This window comes from Rhizobium sp. L43, from assembly GCF_002531725.1.
In the GTDB taxonomy this organism is placed as follows: Bacteria; Pseudomonadota; Alphaproteobacteria; order Rhizobiales; family Rhizobiaceae; genus Rhizobium.
The window spans coordinates 1-21,008 of the sequence record NZ_NWSQ01000050.1; the positions used below are offsets into that span (position 1 = coordinate 1).

A 21,008-nucleotide genomic window follows, 5' to 3' on the forward strand; every position below is an offset into this window, starting at 1 on the left:
CCGATCCCGCCGGTGATCGTGTCATTGCCATCACCGGCATTGATCGTATCGTTGCCGGCGCCGGCATTGATGATGTCAGACGTGTTTGATCCGGTAATCACATCGTCGCCTGGAGTACCGGCAAAGTTCACCAGCATCGCTCTGAGATCAGCTCTGCTCCACACCGTGCCGTCGGCGAAGACGATCTTATCAAGGCCGCTCTCAAGGTATTCGTAGAGATTGCCCTGGAGCAGGATGCTGTCGCCATCGCCCGCACCCGCCGCACTCTCGGCGATGACAAGCGTCACATCGTTGCCGTTGCGCACCAGCGTCACGTCGCCGGGATTGATGCCGGACAACACCAGCCGGTCGTCGGTATCCCACATGCCCGAATCCGAGATCGTGTCGTTGCCGTCGCCGCGTGCGTAATAGATCGTGTCGTTGCCCCAGCCGCTGTCGATCGTGTCGTTCCCGATCCCGCCGGTGATCGTGTCATTGCCATCACCGGCATTGATCGTATCGTTGCCGGCGCCGGCATTGATGATGTCGGCCGCGTTGAAGCCGGTGATCACGTCGTTGCCTGACGTCGATGCCTCGGCCAGCACTGCTGCCCGCATCGTGTCACGCGTCCATATCGTGCCGTCGGCAAAGACGACCTTCTCAAGGCCGGTCTGATAGTACTCGTTGAGATTGCCGCTGAGCAGGATGGAGCCGGCGTCGCCCGCACCCGCCACACTCTCGGCGATGACCAGCGTCACATCGTTGCCATTGCGCACCAACGTCACGTCGGCGGGATTGATGCCGGACAACACCAGCCGGTCGTCGGTATCCCACATGCCCGTATCCGTGATCGTGTCGTTGCCGTCACCACGGGCGTAATAGATCGTGTCGTTGCCCCAGCCGCTGTCGATCGTGTCGTTGCCGGTCCCGCCGGTGATCGTGTCATTGCCACTACGGCCATCGATCGTGTCCGCTCCCGCACCTGCGGCGATGACATCGTCGAAATCAAAAGCCGTGACCGTGTCGTCACCCTCGGTCACCTGGGCAGCGATCAACCGAACGATGATGTCGAACTTCGATAGAATCGTGCCGTCAGCGAACGCAAACTGCTCGACATCGTTCATGTCCCAGACGGCGATATCGTATTCGTTCCGAATGAGAAGAGAGTCATTCGATCCGGCAAGCGTTATCAGCAGGTCGTAGTCGCCGACACGTTGGAATGTGACGTCATCAACGTTGACGTTGCTGTTGAACCGGACTGTGTCGTTATCGGAATAGAGCACAATGCCATAGCTCTCTTGGACGATGTCTTGTCCGTCGCCATAGCCGAAGAAATAGGTGTCATCGCCATCGCCACCTGCGAGGTAGTCGTTGCCTGCCCCCCCATCCAGGGTGTCATTTGTCCAGAATCCGTAGATGGAGTCGTTGCCTGCCGTTTTCATCGAAAGCAGATATTGGCTGCGGATGTCGGCGGCGTTCCAGACAACGCCATCTGAGAAATGGATCTCATCGACCTGGTCTGGTCGATAATTTATGGCATTGTAAGAGAATTGGCCGATCAGCGTCAGCGTTTCGCCGCTGTCGCGAAGCCTTATGACGAGATCGCTGCTACCTGCATCTCGAACTAGCTGAATGTCAGATGCGACTACCTGATCGTTGAAAATGATCTTGTCGAAATCGCCGCCATTCAGAGCGCCGGCGCCACGCTCCTGGATCGTATCGTTGCCGTAGCCATGGCCCCATACGTAGGTGTCGTTGCCGTTGTAACCGTACAGGGTGTCGTCGCCGGCCCCTCCATCAAGTATGTCGTCAATATCCAAACCTTCGATGATGTCGGCACCGCTCGTTTTTTCCGACGCGATGAGCATCGTCGCGAGTTCGTGCCAGGAAATGCTCTGGTCGCCCGACGTGAAATCAATGCGCTCGATACGGTCGAAGAAGATATTTCCAAAGACACCAGATGCGGCGTAGGCGAACTCGTTCTGGAGCGTAATGCTTCCCTGACCACCATTGACGTAGATAACAATTGAATGGCGGTCGCCATCCACCCTGCCGAAGCTAATATCCTCTCGGCCGATACCTGCTCCAAATCGCAGGAAGTCATCGGTTCCGGACAGAATGTTGGTCATTCGATCCTGAATGACGTCGTGACCGTCTCCAAGCGCATAGAGATAGAGATCGCTCTGATTTCCGCCGGAGATGAAGTCGTCACCCTTGCCAGCCCGCAGGATGTCTTCGCGCTCCATGCCATAGAGCTCGTCATTTCCATCAGTAGAATGGGCTTGCAACACGATGCTGGCGACCTGATCGCTTGTCAGGCTGCTGCCGTCATCGAACGTGAACAGGTCGATGCGGTTCATGTACCAGGTGCCATAAGGACCGGTATAGGTCGCAGCGAATTGTCCTTGGATGGTAATCTGGTCGAGCGGACTATTCTTGAAGCGGATGACGAGATCGTTCGATGCGCCATCGCGGAGGAATATCAGATCCCCACTACGGATGCCGTCCAGGAACTGAAGCATATCCTGGTCATTGCGGAAGGCATTGCCCTCGAAGTCGTGGATCGTATCCTGCCCGTCGCCACGACCGTAGCGATAAATATCAGTATCACCGCCGCCCTCGAGCAGGTCGTCTCCCTTACCACCCTGCAGGACATCGATGTCCTCCGTACCTGTGACGTGGGTCGATGCATCATCGATCTTCGAAACGGCTTCGGCAATGTCCACCTTAGTCCAAACGCTGCCGTCCTTGAATACGATCTGGTTGATTCCGAAGTCGTGGGAGGCGTCGCTAATCATCAAGCCAGGCCAGCGCCCTTCGAACTCGTTGGTGATGCGCAATACAGCGCCGGTGACCTTATCGGTCAGAAGCAGGTCGATACCATCGCGCGAGGCTATGATGTCGCCGGCATTGTGGGCGGAGAAGCGGACCGTATCGACGCTGCCGCCGAGACCATCGTCGTCAAAGATCTCAGTCGAGCCGAAGCTCTTGCCGATAACATAGTTGTCCGAGCCTGTCCCGCCGCGAACGACCGTTTCGCCACCATCGACGATCAGGATGTCGTCCTGTCCGCTGCCAATGACCACGCCGGTTCCGGTGAAGAACAGATCCTGCGCCATGCCGAAGGCATGCGCGAAGTCGACGACTGAGATGCCGCCGGCATGCTGCTCAACCGCGTTGAGCATGTTCTGCACCAGGAAGGCATAGGTGTTCTTCTGAGATGCCGATCCACGGGAATAGTCGGACAGGAATACGTCGAAGAAAGGCTTCCAATCGGTGAGCCATGACACGGCGTCGCTGCTTTGCTCGGCATCGGCAAGAAGCGCAGTGAAGACAGCGGCAATCTGCGAGCCGCTCTTCGAGGTGAAGCCGTCGCTTTGGGCATTATAGTCGATGCTATCGAAATAATGCGCAAGGGGACCGCTTTGCACCGCCAGCCGAACCGCAAAGAGGTCGAGGGCATCATCCATCTTGTCGAGGAAGGCCGCAACCGCCTGGTAGCCGGCGGTGGCGGAGTCCGGAACATCGAAGAACGCGTGCAGCGATTCACCGATCAACCGTTCATAGAAGGAGAAGTCCGAGCCGGAGATCGTGTCGATGACGACGCCGCTGCCGAGCGTGTGATTGGCCGACGATGCAAGATTGCTGCTCCAGTCGGCCTTCTGGTAGTTGTAGATGCGCAGGTAGTCGTCACCGTCGCGGTAATCGAGATAGGATACCGAAACGCCGTTATGCAGTTCCGTTCCGGTCGTGACGACAATCGATGAGTCGCCACCCGTCCATTGCGATAGGAGGCTGGAGAGCTCGCCGCGTCCCGACGTACCCTCACTGCTCGAGACGATGACGCCCGAGGCCATCCGGATGCCCGGAATGTCGGACGTGCTGTCACCGGCGGAGGAAACGCCCCAAGCGTAATCGACGACATTGCCGTCTTTGCGAACGATCGCAAGGTCGTCATACGCGGTCAGGCCCGCGGCGCCTGTTATAATATCAGCACCAATCTTGACCGGAGAGCCTTCAGCCCATGCCGTCAGGATAGGCCGGATTGCCTCGCGCAAGTCCGATAGGACCGGCGACGTCAGCGTTTGGACTGCAGCGCGCACAGCCGTCTCGGCTGTCGGAAGAACGCTCAGTGCCTCGTGCAAAGACACGAGGGTGCCACGCCCCTTAAGGTCGGCAAGGTCGAGGACCGACTGGGAGACCTGGATCGGAGCACCGACATAGGTGGTGTTCTGGTTGTCGAGACTGAGCAGCACGTCTGCGATCGTGCGAACCGTACCGTCAGCGAGCGTATAGCCTGCGGTGCTGGTGATTGTATTTCCATTGACCGTCTGGGTCGTGGTTCCGGTGTTCGGCGTCACGTTGATCGAGGTAATGCCACGATCCACGACACTCTTGAGCTCACCGGTATCGGTGCGGTGGTTCTCGTTGGCATCCTGCCAGACGAGAAGTGAGGAGAAGCTGTCGGCCGATGTGACCGTACCATCGCCATTGAAGTCTGCGAGCCCACTATCGTTGGCGTCGACCTTACCGTCGTGATTGCCGTCGAGAAGGGCGAGTGCGGCGAGTCCCGAAGTGGTGGCGTTGCCGAACATCTCGTCGGAACCAGTGATCTTGCCATCACCATTAAGGTCACGGACAAGAACGCCGTCGTCCTTGCCGACGAAACCGGATGACTCGGCATAGAGATCGTTGTCGAGATCGAGCTTCGATTTGGAGCGATCAAGCGCCGTGAGTTCGATGCCGTCACCATCGAGGTCGAGGACGAGAGGATCCTGACCACCCCAGGGATAATGACCCGTCATCGTCTTGATCATCAGGCCGAGAATGTCGAACGCGCCCTCGCCGAGCACGGAATACTGCCCCTTCATATCGAGCGTAATGTCACGGAAGCGGACGAAGTACATATGGTATTCGGCCAGGAAGATCCCGCCTGGCCCAACTTCGCCTTCGCCGCCTGGGCCCGCCGTCGCCTGATCCTTCCAATTGAGGACATACATCGTCGCGACGCCATCCGACGGGGTCCCATCGGCATTGGCCACATGCCAGAATGCATTGCGGATGACGAGTTCTCCCTCGGCATTCAATGCATAAGCTGTTCCATACGGACCCCAGGCATAGGGATCCTCCGACGCTTCGTTTTTGAGGCCGCCATAAAGCGTCAAGACACCGCCGAGCGCGATGCGGTCTTCGCTGCTGAGGTCAGTCACACCGATGCCGTTGGTGAACCAGATCTTGTCCTGGCCCTCACCGGTGGTGATGATCGAGCCGAAGTCGGCACTGATCAGCACATCATCATGATCGCTGAGCTTGACCTGATCGGCGCCTTGAACATGCAGCGCATTGTTGTAGCCAAGCGCTCCCTTGGCCGCGTAGTCGACAATGGTCAAGAGTTCCTGATCGTAACCCTGCCATTGGAATACGTTGTCAAGCGTGTAGACGTCATCGTGGTCCGACGTCACACCGTTGAGGTAGTTAATGCCGTGCGACAGCCCAGAGTAGTCGACGACATCGACGTTTTCAGTGAAGGCGTTAGGGCTCAACCTCTCGCCAGCCGGCACCTCGGATTGGATACGCCCGGATTTGCCCATATCGATGAGGATGGGTGCATCGAGTGCGGCATCGTTCAAAACAAGTTCGTCAGCTCGGTCTGACAATTCGACCTTATCGATCGAAAGAAGGATGTCAGTACCTTTTGCGCCGCTATTGGCGTCCTCTATAGTTATTTTAATGGCCTCAGCCTGGCCGAGCGTGGTTTTCTGGAGATCGGTGACGCGAAGGCCTTGTGTGAAGTCAGAAAGATCTCCGGTCGCCTCGGGATCCGTTGCTGACGCACCCGGATCAACCGTGTATCGGACCGTGTCTGTTTCGGTGCCGAATACGAGCCACTCGAGGAAATCAGTTAGAAGGCCAACCTTTTGATCGCTGCCGACGTAAATATCGTTATCGTTCTTATGGCCAGTGTTTACGTTCTCTTCAGTGACCGAGTCGATGAACAAATCGTTTCCGGAACCCCCGATCAAGATGTCGCGGCCGCTATGTCCATCCAAAACATCATCACCGTCCGAGCCAGCAATTATGTTGTTCTTAGAGTTGCCATCGACCGCGTCGTCTCCATCGGTAGCAGCTAGCAATGACGCATGGTGCGGGTCGTATCCGCCGTACCACTCAGGCAGCTTTGTCTTGAGCGGATCTTCGGAAACCGAAAATTGTATCGCGCCGATTACCTCTTGGATCGGCTTGTCTTCTGAGCTGGGATACAGAGTATGAATTGCCTCCGTAACGACACTGCTTCCGATTGTATCAGCCGTGCGCTCGAACAGGCTCTCCAGAAGCGTCTTCACGCCTCGGATTTCGATAAACGCGTTAGGGTCGTCCTGCCCCAAGCGCCATAGTTCCTGGTTTATTTCAAGCGTAAGAATACTTGCTTGATCAGCGGTCTGGACTGCATCGCCATTCTCGTCAGAAAGCTGAACAACTCCTTGCTCGGGACGGTAGGGGCTTGATTCGCCGTAGTCGTGATAGTTGACCTGTCGAACAGCCATCAAACCGGCAAATTGCACGATTGCTTCCGCCAGACCATCCAAAGCACCTTCCAGAACTGCTGATGACTTCCCCGATGAGACTAGAACTCCGAGAGCATCAGCGTCGTCGAAAAGAGCGCGCGCCCCCGTGTTGCCGAAGATAAGATTGCCCTCGTCGAGTACGGAATAAGCGATCGCATTCAGCATCTTGCTGGCTGCCGTTCCATATCCGCCCAGTTGATCCGCTTCAGCCGCAACGCCAAGCTGTTCGTCAAAATATGCTTTGAACAGAGACCCGCCTACGGAACTCCAGCTCACATGATGTTCAGCATCGGCGTAAGTCGTGAGAACCATAAGCGCCTGAGAATGCAAGCTGATGGCATCCAGCAAGCCGCCGCCATAGGCATTCATGGGCACGATATGAGACTGTCCATCGACCGAGAGCCCATATACGAGAGCTGCCGCCGCGATGGCGTCGACCTGAGCCGCGTCTGCACCGCGAAGTTTGTCGATCAACAGATTCGTTGGTATCCCGAGAAACGGCCCAAGGACGCGCGCCAAAGCTGCCACCTCTCCATCCATTCGATAGGAGGTTACGCTCGTGGCCATGGGGAGCCTGAAACCGTTAATGGTTAGGCCTTCCCCTTTCAGCGCATCGAGAACTGTGTCGGCAATCTGCTTTGGATCGTCAGCGATTGTCAGGGTACTGAAAAACGTATCAAGCGACGCCGTAAGCGCGAGGCCTAAGTAGGGTATCTCGTTAAAAACAACAGTCTCGGTTCCTGTCAGAGACCCGATGAAACCAGCAAGACTACCGCCGAGGGAGTGACCGGTTATGATCACATTTGACGGTGTGGACGAGTCATAATCGTCATCGCTGGAGTTCCATCCGGGGAAGACTTCATGACCCGTTACGTTTTTATAGAATTCTTCAGCATAGTAGGGCTGGAGATGAACGATCGGGACACCTGTATCGTCGCCGGTCATCCCAAAGGAACTGGACCAGCCGGCAATTATGTCCTTTAACGTCTCGATCGATGGCCAGCCGCCATTGGTGATAAAATCCGTGCCTCGATAGGCAATTACCGTTTCCGTAGTCCCGCCAACTGTCCATTTATAGGAAGTGGCGCTAAAACCAGATATGCTTGCAGTTCCGTCAAGTACATCGCTGGACAACTTGTCGACTTGGGCATTTCCAATTCTATTGGAGAGTTCGTTCCCGTCCTTGTCTGTAACTTGCGGGTTATCTCCCCTTGAATATGCATCCAGAGCAAGCAGGGCCAACATTACGTTCTTGTCGGTGGGCGTCTCTGTCATCGGCTTCCATCTCCAAAGAATCTGGCGGGAGTTATTATGTAGCTAAACGGCAGTTCATTGCGTGGGCGCGAGACCCCTGGAGGATCGCGTGGAAAAATTTTTCCGGGCGCCACGGCGGTATCGAGCCAGGGGAGCCGTTCTCGCAATTTATTGGTGATAGGGTCAGTCGTTATTTCGATATCGAGACCTGTGAAGTGGATACCTGGGAAGTATCGACCGAAATCCGCGGACTGGATTTCAAATATCGTTTTGGGATCGGTTTCGTTCTTGAACGAGACAATCACAGGCAGTCTGCCCGTTTTTAGCTTGAAGGGACGGCGACCGCTCGCATCGCGTAGTGTTGCAAAGTCCGCTTCCGACAGCGAACCAATGCTATTCTTGATGCCAAGGCTCGTCAGTACTCCGGCTTCGTAAACTTGAGTCAGAGTGTTGTTCGGATCATGCTGGACCGGCAGGATATAGGCCGTACTTTTGTCTCCGAGATCGAAAATCAGCGCCTCGCCGTACAGACGTGTGACGCCACCATTTCCGATAAGGCTGCGCGTTACCTTGGAATAGGTGATTTCCATCACCGAGGAACTCTCAATCGGTCGGCCATCCACCGTAGCCGACGCAATAACCTTAAAGCGAACAGATGCACTCTCACCCTGGCAAGACGCGAGAGGCAGTGCGCAAAGTGATGCCAAGAGCGACCGACGCTTCATTAGCTGCCCATTTTTCAATCAAGAGTTTTTCGCTACGATGAGGGGCACAGCCTTCATTATAAGCGACGCGAGCACGCTCACTGTCTGCATGTTGGTGCCAAACCCACCGCAACGGATATCGCACACCCGGTCGAGGCGCGCTCAAAGTTGACATTTGTTGTTGGAGTTTCGGCGGCCAGCTCGATCAGTTCATCACGTTGCCAAACTCAGCGCTGCTTGCAGCCGCTGACGTGACACCGTTAGTCAGTTTTCCCAAGATTTCCCGATCGACTAAATGGGCGACCATCGGGTGGATCTTGATGTCTCCTCGCTTGGCAACCTGATGAAAATTCGCCAGAACCATCGTTGCCAGCTCGCGTGTGGGCGCGATCACGTCGAGCAACCAAACGACCTCACCGCTCTTCCAGTCTTCCGGCTTCAGGCGGGCCGGGAACACTCCCGCCTTAGCCTGCTCCGAAATACGAGCATCAACCTCGGCACTGACAGTCGCCCAAATGGCGATCGCCGGCGGCTCAATGCCAGTGACGGCCTTGGGTGTCGCGATGGCGATACGATCATTAATTAAGGGATCCACAACCAGATGATGGAGGTCGGATAACATCTGACTGCGGTAGCGTGGCACCGAGCTCATCGCTAGAACAACCTGCCCAAATGTTGATTGCAATGCCGCCTTAGCTCCGGCAAGCTTCTTTTTGGTTTCATCAGATAATGGGTTTTGACTTGATTTAGCCGACGCTTCCGTCGCAATGTTATTCATGTATCCCCAGCCCCATGGGTTTCGAGCAAAATGGCTCGATAGAGTTGCAATCGGTCTATGCGCGACTGCCAGATGGACATTACAAATTGAATGTACAATTGCAAGTGAAATTGCCGCGCTATGCTCTCTTTGGGTGAAAATTTCGTCCGTGTCCTCTTCCGGCCCTTGACGGATGAGGCATACCCTCTCGTCAACAAGTCAGCGACCGAACTCAGTCGACTAGTCGGGCCGGGTCCCGACTCGGCCGCACGAGCCGCTACGGCTATTGCGTGCCAAGTCGCCCGAACTGACCCGGCCGACGTTTAGCCGATGTCGGCTGGGCCAACTTGTAACGGGCGGGTGGGCTGGAGTCCTCACCGGGAATGAAGGCAAGAACGAGAAGCATGCCGTAGAAGAAACAGGTAATTCCCTGGATCGCAAGCGTCGGCAAGGGAATTGCGAAAAACCTCGGTAAGAAGACGGGCGCGAGCAGCAGCCAAAGCAGATATTGAGACCAACCAATGTCGCGAAGCCGACTCGATACCATGTAGAGCAGGCCTACAATGGTGATCGCTGTCATCGCAATCGCGGCAACCATGTAAAGCGTTTCGAAGAAGGAGCGGCGGGCAACGAGCTTGGCTGTTTCGGCATCGCCCGCTCCAGTTCCCATGGCCATCTGTATAGCCCCTTTGGCCGCCATAGCACGGAAATTTTGCATGTCCTCTGCCGTCGGCTTGCGGCCGGAGGCTGCAACCTGCTTCACCAACTCTTCTTGCCCTTTGAACATCAGCGGCATGTTTTTGCCGCTGACCTCTCCTCCGACGGCGGTCCCTGTGCGTGGCGCCATTAACTCACGCGCTGCCTGATCATGTTCGGCCATAATCAGGCGCTCGATCGGGTCCTTCGCAAAATCGAAGCAGAACATGAGCAGAAGCAGCACGGCGTAGGTGATGCGTGTTAGGCGCGATTGGCCAAAAATGGTCATCAAGTCCAGATCCATCTCGAGGTGAGCGGACGATGCTCGCTGCAGCTCAAGGATTCGCTAACGCAATACAACTAGTTTTACGGATATAGGTGAAAATCATCGAGTTTTTCCTTCGCCGCTTGGTCTGTTCTCAATTTTCGCATTTGGTCCATCGGCGTTGGACGCGGGTTTTGATCTGAAGTGACGGATAGCTGTTTGGATTGCGAGAGTCCTCTGCCTGTGAAGCTCTTGAACGGGTCGAAAGCGGTGAGAAGGATTGGCTGGTGCCGCGCCTTGAACGGTTCGAATACGAACTGCATCAATAGCTATGTGCCTGCCATGCTTTATCTTTTGTTCACCTGCCGGCGGGTTCCCTTCGATCCTTTATGCGATCTTCCTGGCCCAAAACGTGAACCCCATAGCAACAAGCCAAGTGCTGGCCTCGAAAATCTCTCGCCGCGCCAGCGACGTAGGAACGTCCTGGGCCGAAGCGGATGTCGACTGCGGGCCAATATCGGTTCCCCGGGGGAAGCTTCATGCGTGCGAGCCCCCATTCTTTTGGATAACTTTCCGCACATCGTAAAAGCGTCATACTATCTTGGCGGGGAATCCGGAGAGGGGCATGCAATATCGCCAGAGGTCGGTGCTGTTCGCAGCACCTTGGCTGATCATCGGAGCTGCCGCAGTCGGCGTTTCGGGCGGTATAACCGTTGCAGACTTCGAAAAGCCGGAACTGTTAGTCGCTGCGCTGTTTGTCGGCATTATCATTGGGATGGCCATTGAGCAGTTCCTAACCGCGACGAGCAAACAGCCGGGGCGTGAGAGGAGCAGATCACGCCGGGAAGAAAGGCGCTGGAACGAGCGCGTCATACAGGGCCCCTGGCTTCAGACCCCAGCTGCTCAGCTATCGCGGCCAATCGATGCCACGGATCAACTGCGTATCGTGATGCGTTCGAAGTTCACCATCCAACCATTGCTGAACAAGAGTGAAGCCCGGGTGTTTCGAGAACTCGACAGTGTCGTGATCGGCTGCAATTCGTCCTGGCAGGTGATGGCTCAGGTTTCATTGGGCGAGATCCTTCGAAGTGCCGACTCAGAGGCCTACAGCTGCATCAACTCCAAACGTGTCGACTTGCTGCTCGTGGACGGCAATTGCCACCCACGGCACGTCATCGAATACCAGGGCGGAGCGCATCACCAAGGCACCGCGGCCGCGCGCGACGCGGTCAAGAAGGAGGCGCTGCGACGCGCCGGGATCGGCTATTATGAGGTGGTGGCTGGCCAAACGACGCCGTCGGAACTCAGACAATTGGTCGAGAAGCTGGTGGACAAGCCGAGTGTCACCTAAAGCGATCTCATCACGAACGCATGCAGGGTCGAGCCTCTTCGACCGAAAGAAACGATCGTCTTGCCTTGATGGAAGTGAGGCGCACCCGGGGATGATCTCCGATTTCCAGGCAGTTCGCGAAAATCTGTTTCCGGCCAGTCGCGCAGCGATCAAGGACTGGAAGGGGTTTCCCTGGCATCGTGATCGAACCAATCGAATTCAGGCCTATAAGGCGCATTCGTCGCAAGCCATCGCAATCGATGTGTTCGGCACACTTAAGATGAGCACAGATCGCGACCGCATTTTCGACGCCATCGCCGAGCGTGTGGGAGTGGCACCGGGTGGCCCATGGACAGTGACACTCGAGTGGACTGATACCGATCGGCTTCTGGGAGAACCCAGGCTCACGCAAGTCGATGCACTTGCCGTCGGCTCCGCGGCCGCACTCGTCATCGAGTGCAAGTTCACCGAACCCGGAGGACAATGTAGCCAAACGGCTGCTTCTCGCTCAGGCCAACGTCAATGCAACGGAAACTACGAAGACCAAATCAACCCGGGGAATGGCGTGCGGTCGCGATGCGCTCTGACAGGCAAGAGCATCCGCTATTGGGAATACATCCCAAAGGTCTTCGAGCTCGATCCGGTTGTCGACCATGCGCCCTGTCCTTTTAGGGGAGACGCCTATCAGTGGATGCGCAACGCCGTGCTGGCGGCAGCGATAGGCAAGCGCCGAAACCTTCAAGCGGCTGCCCTGGCAGCCTTTGCCGATCACCCAAGCTTTCCAACGGCGCGGAAAGCGATACGGGGCCTGATGGATCCGGGCCTCGCCGGCCAAGGGGCGATCACGCCTATCTCCTACCAGCAGATCATTGCGATCGCCTGCCAAGCCGGTCGAGACCGAGCGCTCTGGGACGCGCTTTCTGGATGGATAGATCATAAGATCGCACGGGCAGCGTCGCGAAAATCAGGCTTCCAAGAGGTTTGAAATGGATGCTGATATCTGGAATCGAGCCTTCTATGACGACGGCGAGTGGGTTTCCTGGTCCGACGTGGAAGAACAACTCCAATACCACGAGTGGCGCGCCAAATATCCCAATGCTATCCGACATCTGATCCCGTATTTTCAGGACCTCTTGGCACTGGCCGAAAGCTACCACCGTGAGACAAGTCGTCATCTTGATCTGTACGGCGTCATTGGCGAACTGTTCGGCGCCATCACCTACGGGATAAAGCTGAACAAGAACTACGCGCAGGGTGCCGACGGGCGGCTTGGCAACGATCACGTGGAGATCAAAACCATCACGCCGTTCAAGTCCAACGATGAGGTTTCCGTGAAAGTGTCGGGGAATTTCAGCAAGCTGCTCGTCGTGAAGATCAACGCCGACTTTGAAGTCTCATCGCGGATGGTTGATCGCTCGAAGCTTCCTAAAACGGCTAAACCTCTGCTGAGGATAAGGTGGAGCGATCTGCCCAAAGCCCAATGACGACTTCATGCGTGATCGCGCTAGTGGCGGCCTACCCCTCGTCGTCGAGCGCCCTCACTTCTCCGCGCGGCAGACTTTCATCGCTCGACGTGGCAGCCATAATTCTTAATTCGGATTTTTAGAATGCGCGCGTATAGTCCGCTTGGGATCGCAGCATCCGTGCCTTGAGGGGTCGGGGGCAATGAACTGGAATACATCGTCGACATTCACACCCGTTGGACTTACGCTGCGCGGTCAGCCAGCCCACAAGATCGTTCGCACGCTCGGCGACGCAGCGCATATGCTGATCACGGACTGGCCTTCCGATGATGGCGAGGAATACGTCAGCGCGGTGAAGGCCTGCGTTGATGCGATCAGCGGTCAGATTGCTCCGGAGCAATTCCGGGAAGCGTTTCTGCGTGCGGCCGATGAGGCTGGTATTGCTGCACTAACCGTCGTTCACCGATGAGAACTGTTGAAGAAGCGCAAAGCGACCTGTTCGCACCGCGTGGGGCGGCTCGCGCTGCGAACAGACTCAGGTTGCTGTCTTAGTGTGAGCAGAACCGGAGACCTCGATATTCGGCATCCGTGCGCCTTGAGCGGAATCGAACCCGCAACCTGCGAAAGTTCCAAAATCTCATCTCTCTGAAATCCATGGGCAATCCCAATGTTTGCCTACGGGCTTCCATTCTTGGTAAACACGCCGGCGAACAGCTTGTCGCCACGGCAATCGAGTGCATTCGCACTGAGCATCCGCTGTCTCGGCATGACCTCGCTCTCTAAGTCTGCGTAATGATCATGCAAAAATATCAGCGTCTTTCGCCTCGCGAACCCCTGCAAATATCTATCACCACACGCTTACACAGTTTATTTTGACGTGTAGTCTGCGGCCATGCTCCGATTACGGGCATAGCGCGATCGTACCGAGATCGCAAATGGAGGGATATTCATTGGGATACTGGAAGGATTTACCGGCATCTGCCGATCATCTGCGGCTGTTCAACCCAGCCAAGGGCTGGGTCGAGTTCGCCGATCAAGTTGACGGCGATGGCAAAACTACCAGTTTCGGCGCCAACCGCGATATCGATCTTGCGTTGAGCATCGCCATGAACGCCTCGAACCTGATGGTGCTGACCGGGGCCGGCGCATCATTCTGCGCACGAAATACCGCACAGAACGCTCTCACCGCGCCCGGCATGGGCGACCTTTGGGATGCGGTCAAAACCGCAGCCACCGACGACACATTCCAGGAAGTGATCAAGCTCATCCCCAAAGCCAAGGACATTGGAAAGAACATTGAGAAATTGCTGACCCAATGCAAAATTTATGTCGAGCTCTTCGACAACGCCCAGAGCGCCAAAATCACGAACTTCATTGGAACCGCCGAGAAGGCGATCTCCAAGCGCGTCAGCTTCGTCAACAAGGATACGGACCTCAAGGCGCACGGCACGATCATCCGTAAGATCGCGCGGCGCGGCGTGCGTAAGCCGCGCGCCAAATTTTTCACGACCAACTACGATTTGTGTTTTGAATACGCCGCGCGGACACAGCGCTTCTCCATCATCGATGGCTTTTCCCATTCCATGCCGCAAATCTATGATCGCGGCCATTTCTCGCACGACATCGTCCGCCGCGAGAATGCCAAGGAGGGGCCTGACTATATCGAGAACGTGTTCCATCTCTACAAACTCCACGGCTCGATCGACTGGAAGCGAAGCGGTGCCGATATCGTGCGGACTGAAGGCTCGGAAACGCCTCTCCTGATCTTTCCGCGCGACAGCAAATACCAGGAAGCGTTTGAGCCTCCTTATCTTGATATGATGGGCGCGTTTCAAAGCTCGCTGCGCGAGCCGGATACCGCCCTGATCGTCTCAGGCTTCGGCTTCAACGACGACCACCTGAGCAAGCCAGTGATGGCGGCACTGGAGGCCAATATGAGCCTCAAGCTGATCGTGTGTGACGTGGCTTTTCTCAGAGACGATGTCTTGGAGAAAGGCGATCATACCATCGCCGGGGAAAGCGCGGTGCGCGAGCATATCAGCGACTATTTCGAAAGGTTCAAGCACTTGGCGCGGATTGGCGATCAGCGTATCACACTGCTCAGCGGCCGCTTTGAGGATTTGGCGCTAGCCATCCCTGATCTTGTTGCGCAAACCGAACGCGAACGCCATCTTGACCGTATGCAGGCCGCGAGAGGCTTCGGCGATGGGGTACAGTCGTGATCAAACACAGCCTGGTTGATCCCGATCGCTATGTCGGCACGATTTCCGTCGTGACGGCGTCAACGGTGCAAGTGAACTTGCCTTACGCCACCGCCCGGCCGGAGCGCCGTGCCCTTGCGCGCGGCGCCGTCGGCGACTTCGTATTCGTGGATTGCGAGCTCGTGAAACTTCTCGGTCGACTGGTCGAAGTCAAACTGCCCGACGCCGAGCGATTGACCGTCGAGCCGACGCTGGGCACGCAACCCGACCCTCACCCGGTCGGCAGGGTGCAACTGCTGGCGTCAGTCGATCAACGCCAGAGCAAACTCATCCGTGGCATCCGCCACCATCCCCGCGTCGGCGACGCGGTTTACCTGGCCGATCCGTCGATGTTCGGCGAGCTCATGGCAAATTCACTGGTGGCGAGCGGTACGAGCGCGCTCGACATCGGCACGCTCGATGCGGGCAGCGGTGTACATTTGCGCCTGCCGCCTGAGAAGCTCTTCGGCCGCCACTGCGGCGTGTTTGGCGCCACGGGCGGCGGCAAGAGCTGGACCCTGGCCACCATACTCCAGCAGGTCAAAGCCGCTGGCGGTAAATGCATTCTCTTTGATCCCACCGGCGAATTTGCAGAAATCCCCGCCATATCGGAGCACTACGCCTTCGACCACGAAGAAGCCGGCAGCCAGCAGGTTCATTTCCCCTACCAGTTCATGACCGAGGACGATCTGTTTGCTTTGTTTCGCCCATCGGGCCAAAGTCAAGGCCCCAAACTCCGCGAAGCGATCAAGAGCCTCAAGCTTGTTAAGAAAAGTGAGGGACAGCTTGAAGGCGTGACGATCTATGAGAAAAAGCTGCTCCTTAAGAAGCAAAAGGACCGCCGCCCCTTCCTGAAAGCTTTGGAAGTGCATAGCGATGTGATTCACAGTCCGCTTTGCCACTTCGACATTGAAAACCTTCCCGACCAGGTTCAGCAGGAGTGCGTCCAGCCGACGGATTGGGACAATCCGACCCACTGGGGCAAGGTCAATGAGCAGGCCGTAGGCTACTGCGAAAGCCTGATCGCGCGCATGCGCACGTTGATCCATACCCCTGAGCTTGAATGCCTGTTCGGTAATCGTGGACAGTCCTTAGTAAAGGTTCTGGAAGCATTCTTTGCGTCCGAAAGGCAGGACATCCTGCGAATATCCTTCAAAAACGTCAGGTTCGAGCACAACACGCGCGAAATCCTTCTGAATGTCATCGGGCGCTTTCTCCTGGCCCGCGCCCGGCAGAACACCTTTCGAGACAAACCGATGATCACACTACTGGATGAAGCACACCAATTCCTAGGCCGAACCATCGGCGACGAATACGCCAGCGTGAAACTTGAAGCGTTTGGGCTTATCGCCAAAGAAGGTCGCAAATACGGACTGACGACCATCCTTGCCACACAACGCCCTCGCGATATTCCGGCCGATGTTCTCAGCCAACTTGGCACGTTGATTGTGCATCGTCTGACCAATGAAGACGATCGCAATGCAGTCGAGAAAGCCTGCGGCGATCTTGATCGCAACGCCGCTCTGTTCATCCCGACTCTCGCGCCTGGAGAAGCCATAATCGTCGGGCCAGACCTTCCCGCGCCGGTGCCTGTTTTGATTCACGAGCCCCCGTCGCCGCCCGATTCCAAAGGGCCAAAATACACGTCGTACTGGGCCAGTCGTCAGCCCAGGGCGGACTAAGAGCGATGGGGTGAAAGCATGCTTACAAATCTCAATCACCCAAAGAAGATGCGGAAGACCGCGCCTGCTGTCCAGGAAGCGAACCATCTCAACATGCCCAATCGGTCTGGGCGACGTGCCGCAGAGCGAACATTTACCAATGAGATCAAAAAGCAAAGTGATGCTACCTAAGGCCGACAATCTTCCATTGCACGCAACCGCCCTTCATGTAGATTACCTATACTGAATACTGGGGGAAGTCTTGCCGTCAACAACAACTATTTGGAATCCCGACGACTGGGAGATATTTGCGCTTGGCCTCCTGAATTGTCGGCATGGCGTCTTAAACGTTCACAAGGTACCCGCCAAAGATCAGGGCGACCTTGGTATCGACTATTACTGCAACAAGGACAGCGTCGCATATCAGTGTTACGCGGTAGAAGAGCCGATCGGAGTCGCTGAACGCGCGAAGAAGCAAAAAGATAAGATCACCAGGGATCTGGGTAAGCTTCAAAAAAACAACGTTATCGTATCGAAACTCTTCCTCGGCGCGCCGATAAAGAGATGGGTCCTGCTCAGCCCATTACACGACAGCAAGGACGTCAACATACACTGCGCGAACAAGACGACGGAGCTCCGATCGAAAGCACTGCCTTACCTCGACACTGACTTTGAGGTCCTTATTCATGATCAAGCATTTTTCGGCGCTGACGCCCTAACGCTGAATGCGGCGCAACTGTCGCTCATCAAACTTAGCATTCCAAATCCGACAAATCCGCAGATTAGCTCTTGGGAGAAGGAGAAGGGGTCACAGGATTTGCTGTCAACGGCTCGCACGAAGCTGGCGAAGCGTACAACTCCTCAAAAGCTTGAAGATGCGGTTGCGGATGCTACTCGTTATCATCTGCAGGGCGCGGCGCTTATGAGTGCACTTCGTTCTCAGGCACCAGAGTTACATGACAATCTTGCCACGGTGATTGCGAGCCGGAGGCGCCATTTAGAGTTTGCCGGCCCCACTGCAGTTACGGCCAGTGGCATCCTGAACGATGAGATTATGAACCTGAAGGAAGCAATCAAGGGTGCGGCGCCAAACCTATCACCTGAGAACGTCGATCAACTCGTGTTCGGAACCGTCTCTGAATGGATAATGCAGTGCCCATTGGATTTCCCAGATGTCCCGTGAAAGCCCTTTCTTAGACATCCTTAATACATCCAAGTTCACGTTCACCGTCCGCCCAGAGCCTGTCGCAGGCGACCTGCGGATGGCTTGGGGAATGGCGATACTGCTCCTAAGTGTATTTTACAGTCGAGGGAAAAAGGCGAGTTTTCAGAAGCTCCAATTTCTTGCTCATAATGTGCGACTCGAGGAGGGTCGAGAGGAGGCACTAGGATTGATCGCGGGACGGTATCGTCCACTCGACGTATCCGTAAGGGTCGAGCCTTGGCTAAACCGCGCGGTAGCGCTCAGCCATTCGATGGGTCTCGTTAGCGTTAACAAAGGATCGGTGGTTGTTTTGACGGACGAAGGTCGCAAAGCAGCTGAGGCAATTGCCAAAGCTAGCGGCGTACTTGACGCCGAGAGAGCCTTCCTTTCCGAGGTGGCGCCGAAGCTAACTGATGGCTTTATGAAAACGGTCTGGCGTCCGGAGAATCTTCTATGACTTTTAAACTGAGACGCCTAAGGCTTCGCGCGCTCACAGAGCGGGGCTGGTACGGAGTTGAACTCGGTTTCACCGACGGGCTAAATGTTCTTTGGGCCGACAACACCATGGGTAAATCAACCTGCCTTCAAGGGATGATTTACGTTCTTGGTTTGGAACGAATGCTGAGCCCTCGTCGAGAGATCCCTCTTCCACACGCGATGACAAGCCATCTTGTGACAGATAGTGGCGAGAGCGTGCGGGTCGTTGAATCTGACGTGATGCTCGAACTGGAAAATTCAGTCGGCACAATAGCGACAGTCCATCGCCCTGTCGTCTCAAAACTCGATGACCGCCTGATAACAGTAAAATTCGGCCCTGGTCTGTCTGAACCTGAAGGCCAGTATCGGACTCAGCAGTTCTTCGTGCGAGACCCGGGGGCTGCTCAACGTGAGGACGGTTTCCATCATTTCCTCGAGAATTTTCTTGGCTGGGAGCTTCCCGTCGTTCGAGGCTACGAGAAAGAAGATATCAAGCTCTATCTCGAAACCGTGTTCCCGCTGTTCTGGGTGGAGCAAAAGTCCGGGTGGTCCTCCATCCCCGCAGCCATTCCGACATATTTTCGCATTCGAGAGGTCCACAAACGAGCAGTCGAGTTCATCGCGGGGCTCGAAGCCTACGAGATTGAGCGCAAACGTGAACAGCTAAATCAACGCATCAACGTTCTTACCAGCAGATGGGAAACAAATTGGCATGACCTCAGCCAGCTGCTGAACAGATCTGCCTCACGCATTGAGGCACTTGGTACGAAGCCGATCGTTGATTTGAATGCGATCTCGAAAGCGTTCGTGTCAGTGGCAACACAAGTTGGCTGGACGCCACTTGATGACCATCTTAGATCGCTGAAGTCCGAACTCGACACTATTTCCCAAGCCGAAGTGCCGGTCGTGTCCGACAATGTCCCCGCCATAGAAGCCAAACTCGCCGAGGTGATCGCCCACGCGGAGAGCCTCAATGTCCAGCGCCTTTCGTTAAACGGCGTGAAGCAGGTAAAATTAGCAGACGTTGACGCCCTGACACGGCGGATCCAGACTTTGCGAGAAGATCTTCAAAAAAACCAGGATGTTCAAAAGCTACAGCGCTTTTCAGGCGTTCAATGGTCACTTAGTCCTGACCGGTGCCCCACCTGCGAACAAGGCTTGCAGGACACTTTACTTTCGCAAAATGCGTAGCATCGATCATGCCAATCGAAGATAATATCTCATACATCAAATCTGAAATCAGAATGTTTGAAGACATACTTCGGCGCGAAGAAGAGGAAAATCGAGAGCGTGAAGGATTACTCTCACAACTAAATCGAGATCTCAGCGAAGCGTACACGGTAATAAGAACACTAAGAGCTGATTTAGTAGCGCCGGCGACGAGCGTTTCGGCTTCAGCGATTGAAGAGCGAATTCTGATTGAACGGAAGATTCGAGATTTTTCCGAACTGCAGTCTTTCTTTGACGATGCGGTGAGCAGTTTCAGCACCCTGTCTGAGCAGTATACGACGCTTCTTCAACAGAGAAGCGCGCTTCCTGACGACGAGCTGTCCGACAGCGATAAGGCAAAGCTCAACCGTCTGTCTGAATTGCTACGTGCACAGGCGCGGCAGTTTGGATTTAAAACCTTTCAACCCGACGATCTTGCTATCTCCCAGGATACGTATCGTCCCGAGGTTGAGGGTTTTGAGATCGGTTTTGAAACATCCGCAAGCGACGCAATAAGATTGAAATGGGCGTATCAGCTTGGGCTGCTCGAACTCGCCGCTTCTTACAGCACGAACCATCCAGGTGTTTTGGTCTTCGACGAACCGCGCCAACAATCATCTTCGAAGGTCAGCTTCGAGCAGCTTTTGCGACGAGCAGCGACATCGAAGGCTCGTGGACAACAAGTGATTTTCTCCACGAGTGAGGATTTGTCGATCCTAGCACCGATAATAGGCGAGATTGACTGCACCAAGATCATTCTTAAAGGGCACGTCCTACAACCAATTTCGACAGGTGATTGACGCGAACCTGCCATGACGCCGGCAGGAGCCGAAGATGAACAACTTCTCTGTCGAGCGAGGTCGACGAGCGGCAGACGAGATTGACCTAAGATGACAGCTCTCAGCTTTTACGCGGCTCTCCTTGACCAGATGGATCTGGCCCTCGAACATCTCGACAAGGGCGGCGTTCATGATGCCCGGTTTGCGTTGATGCTGACCGACAATGCGGTAGAGCTGGCAATCCATAGGCTCGCTACAGAAAAGCATGCTCACCTCAAGAGCTGGCACCATTTAGAGGAGGCGTACCCCCATAAGCTGGAGTTGGCCGAGGCTGTCGGACAGTCTTTCGTATCCATCCGGCGAAGGCCGCGGCACTTATGATTTCGGCTCGTCTGCCATGATGCGTTCGATCTTTTCCGGATCA

15 protein-coding genes are annotated in these 21,008 nt (G+C 55.6%); 11 read left to right on the forward strand and 4 right to left on the reverse strand.

The genetic code is table 11. The annotated features are described in order from the left end of the window. The 4 genes from CO667_RS36300 to CO667_RS33205 form a co-directional block, all read right to left on the reverse strand. Window positions 1-7,820, reverse strand: a 7,820-nt coding sequence (locus tag CO667_RS36300) for a calcium-binding protein (protein WP_280951765.1), incomplete at its 3' end; no start/stop codon positions are given. Further along, window positions 7,817-8,389, reverse strand: a complete 573-nt coding sequence (locus CO667_RS35575) for a hypothetical protein (RefSeq protein WP_179874269.1) — start codon at window positions 8,387-8,389, stop codon at window positions 7,817-7,819. The genes CO667_RS36300 and CO667_RS35575, both read right to left, overlap by 4 nt. A gap of 319 nt (window positions 8,390-8,708) precedes the next feature. After that, entirely contained in the window at window positions 8,709-9,281 is a 573-nt protein-coding gene (locus CO667_RS33200; RefSeq protein WP_096772207.1) for a toxin-activating lysine-acyltransferase, read from the reverse strand. Between the two features lie 262 nt (window positions 9,282-9,543). Then, window positions 9,544-10,245: a hypothetical protein gene (locus CO667_RS33205; protein ID WP_143540782.1), complete on the reverse strand. Its 702-nt coding sequence runs from the start codon at window positions 10,243-10,245 to the stop codon at window positions 9,544-9,546. Window positions 10,246-10,846: 601 nt separating this feature from the next. Here CO667_RS33205 and CO667_RS33215 point away from each other — a divergent pair. The 11 genes from CO667_RS33215 (at window position 10,847) to CO667_RS33260 (ending at window position 20,965) form a co-directional block, all read left to right on the forward strand. Further along, on the forward strand, window positions 10,847-11,572 hold the full coding sequence (locus CO667_RS33215) for a DUF2726 domain-containing protein (protein WP_096772210.1): 726 nt from the start codon (window positions 10,847-10,849) through the stop codon (window positions 11,570-11,572). 91 nt (window positions 11,573-11,663) lie between these two features. Then, window positions 11,664-12,536: a hypothetical protein gene (locus CO667_RS33220; RefSeq protein ID WP_096772211.1), complete on the forward strand. Its 873-nt coding sequence runs from the start codon at window positions 11,664-11,666 to the stop codon at window positions 12,534-12,536. Window position 12,537: 1 nt separating this feature from the next. Further along, entirely contained in the window at window positions 12,538-13,035 is a 498-nt protein-coding gene (locus CO667_RS33225; protein ID WP_096772212.1) for a hypothetical protein, read from the forward strand. Window positions 13,036-13,216: 181 nt separating this feature from the next. Further along, a complete protein-coding gene (locus tag CO667_RS33230) occupies window positions 13,217-13,483 on the forward strand; it encodes a DUF982 domain-containing protein (RefSeq protein ID WP_096772213.1) in 267 nt (88 codons plus the stop codon). Between the two features lie 481 nt (window positions 13,484-13,964). Then, entirely contained in the window at window positions 13,965-15,236 is a 1,272-nt protein-coding gene (locus tag CO667_RS33235) for an SIR2 family protein (protein WP_096772217.1), read from the forward strand. Next, on the forward strand, window positions 15,233-16,936 hold the full coding sequence (locus tag CO667_RS33240) for an ATP-binding protein (RefSeq protein ID WP_096772214.1): 1,704 nt from the start codon (window positions 15,233-15,235) through the stop codon (window positions 16,934-16,936). The genes CO667_RS33235 and CO667_RS33240 overlap by 4 nt, the downstream gene beginning before the upstream one ends. A gap of 241 nt (window positions 16,937-17,177) precedes the next feature. After that, on the forward strand, window positions 17,178-18,098 hold the full coding sequence (locus tag CO667_RS33245; RefSeq protein ID WP_239619773.1) for a hypothetical protein: 921 nt from the start codon (window positions 17,178-17,180) through the stop codon (window positions 18,096-18,098). Next, window positions 18,088-18,576 (forward strand): hypothetical protein, encoded by a 489-nt coding sequence (locus CO667_RS33250; RefSeq protein WP_096772215.1) that lies wholly within the window; start codon window positions 18,088-18,090, stop codon window positions 18,574-18,576. The genes CO667_RS33245 and CO667_RS33250 overlap by 11 nt, the downstream gene beginning before the upstream one ends. After that, window positions 18,573-19,787: a hypothetical protein gene (locus CO667_RS36130; RefSeq protein WP_239619772.1), complete on the forward strand. Its 1,215-nt coding sequence runs from the start codon at window positions 18,573-18,575 to the stop codon at window positions 19,785-19,787. The genes CO667_RS33250 and CO667_RS36130 overlap by 4 nt, the downstream gene beginning before the upstream one ends. 53 nt (window positions 19,788-19,840) lie before the next feature. Next, window positions 19,841-20,605 carry a hypothetical protein gene (locus CO667_RS36135; protein ID WP_239619771.1) on the forward strand — a complete coding sequence of 255 codons (765 nt, stop codon included), beginning with the start codon at window positions 19,841-19,843 and terminating at the stop codon, window positions 20,603-20,605. A 90-nt stretch (window positions 20,606-20,695) separates the two neighbouring features. Beyond that, complete coding sequence (locus CO667_RS33260) at window positions 20,696-20,965, forward strand: hypothetical protein (RefSeq protein WP_096772216.1); 270 nt, start codon at window positions 20,696-20,698, stop codon at window positions 20,963-20,965. The last annotated feature ends 43 nt before the right edge of the window (window positions 20,966-21,008 follow it).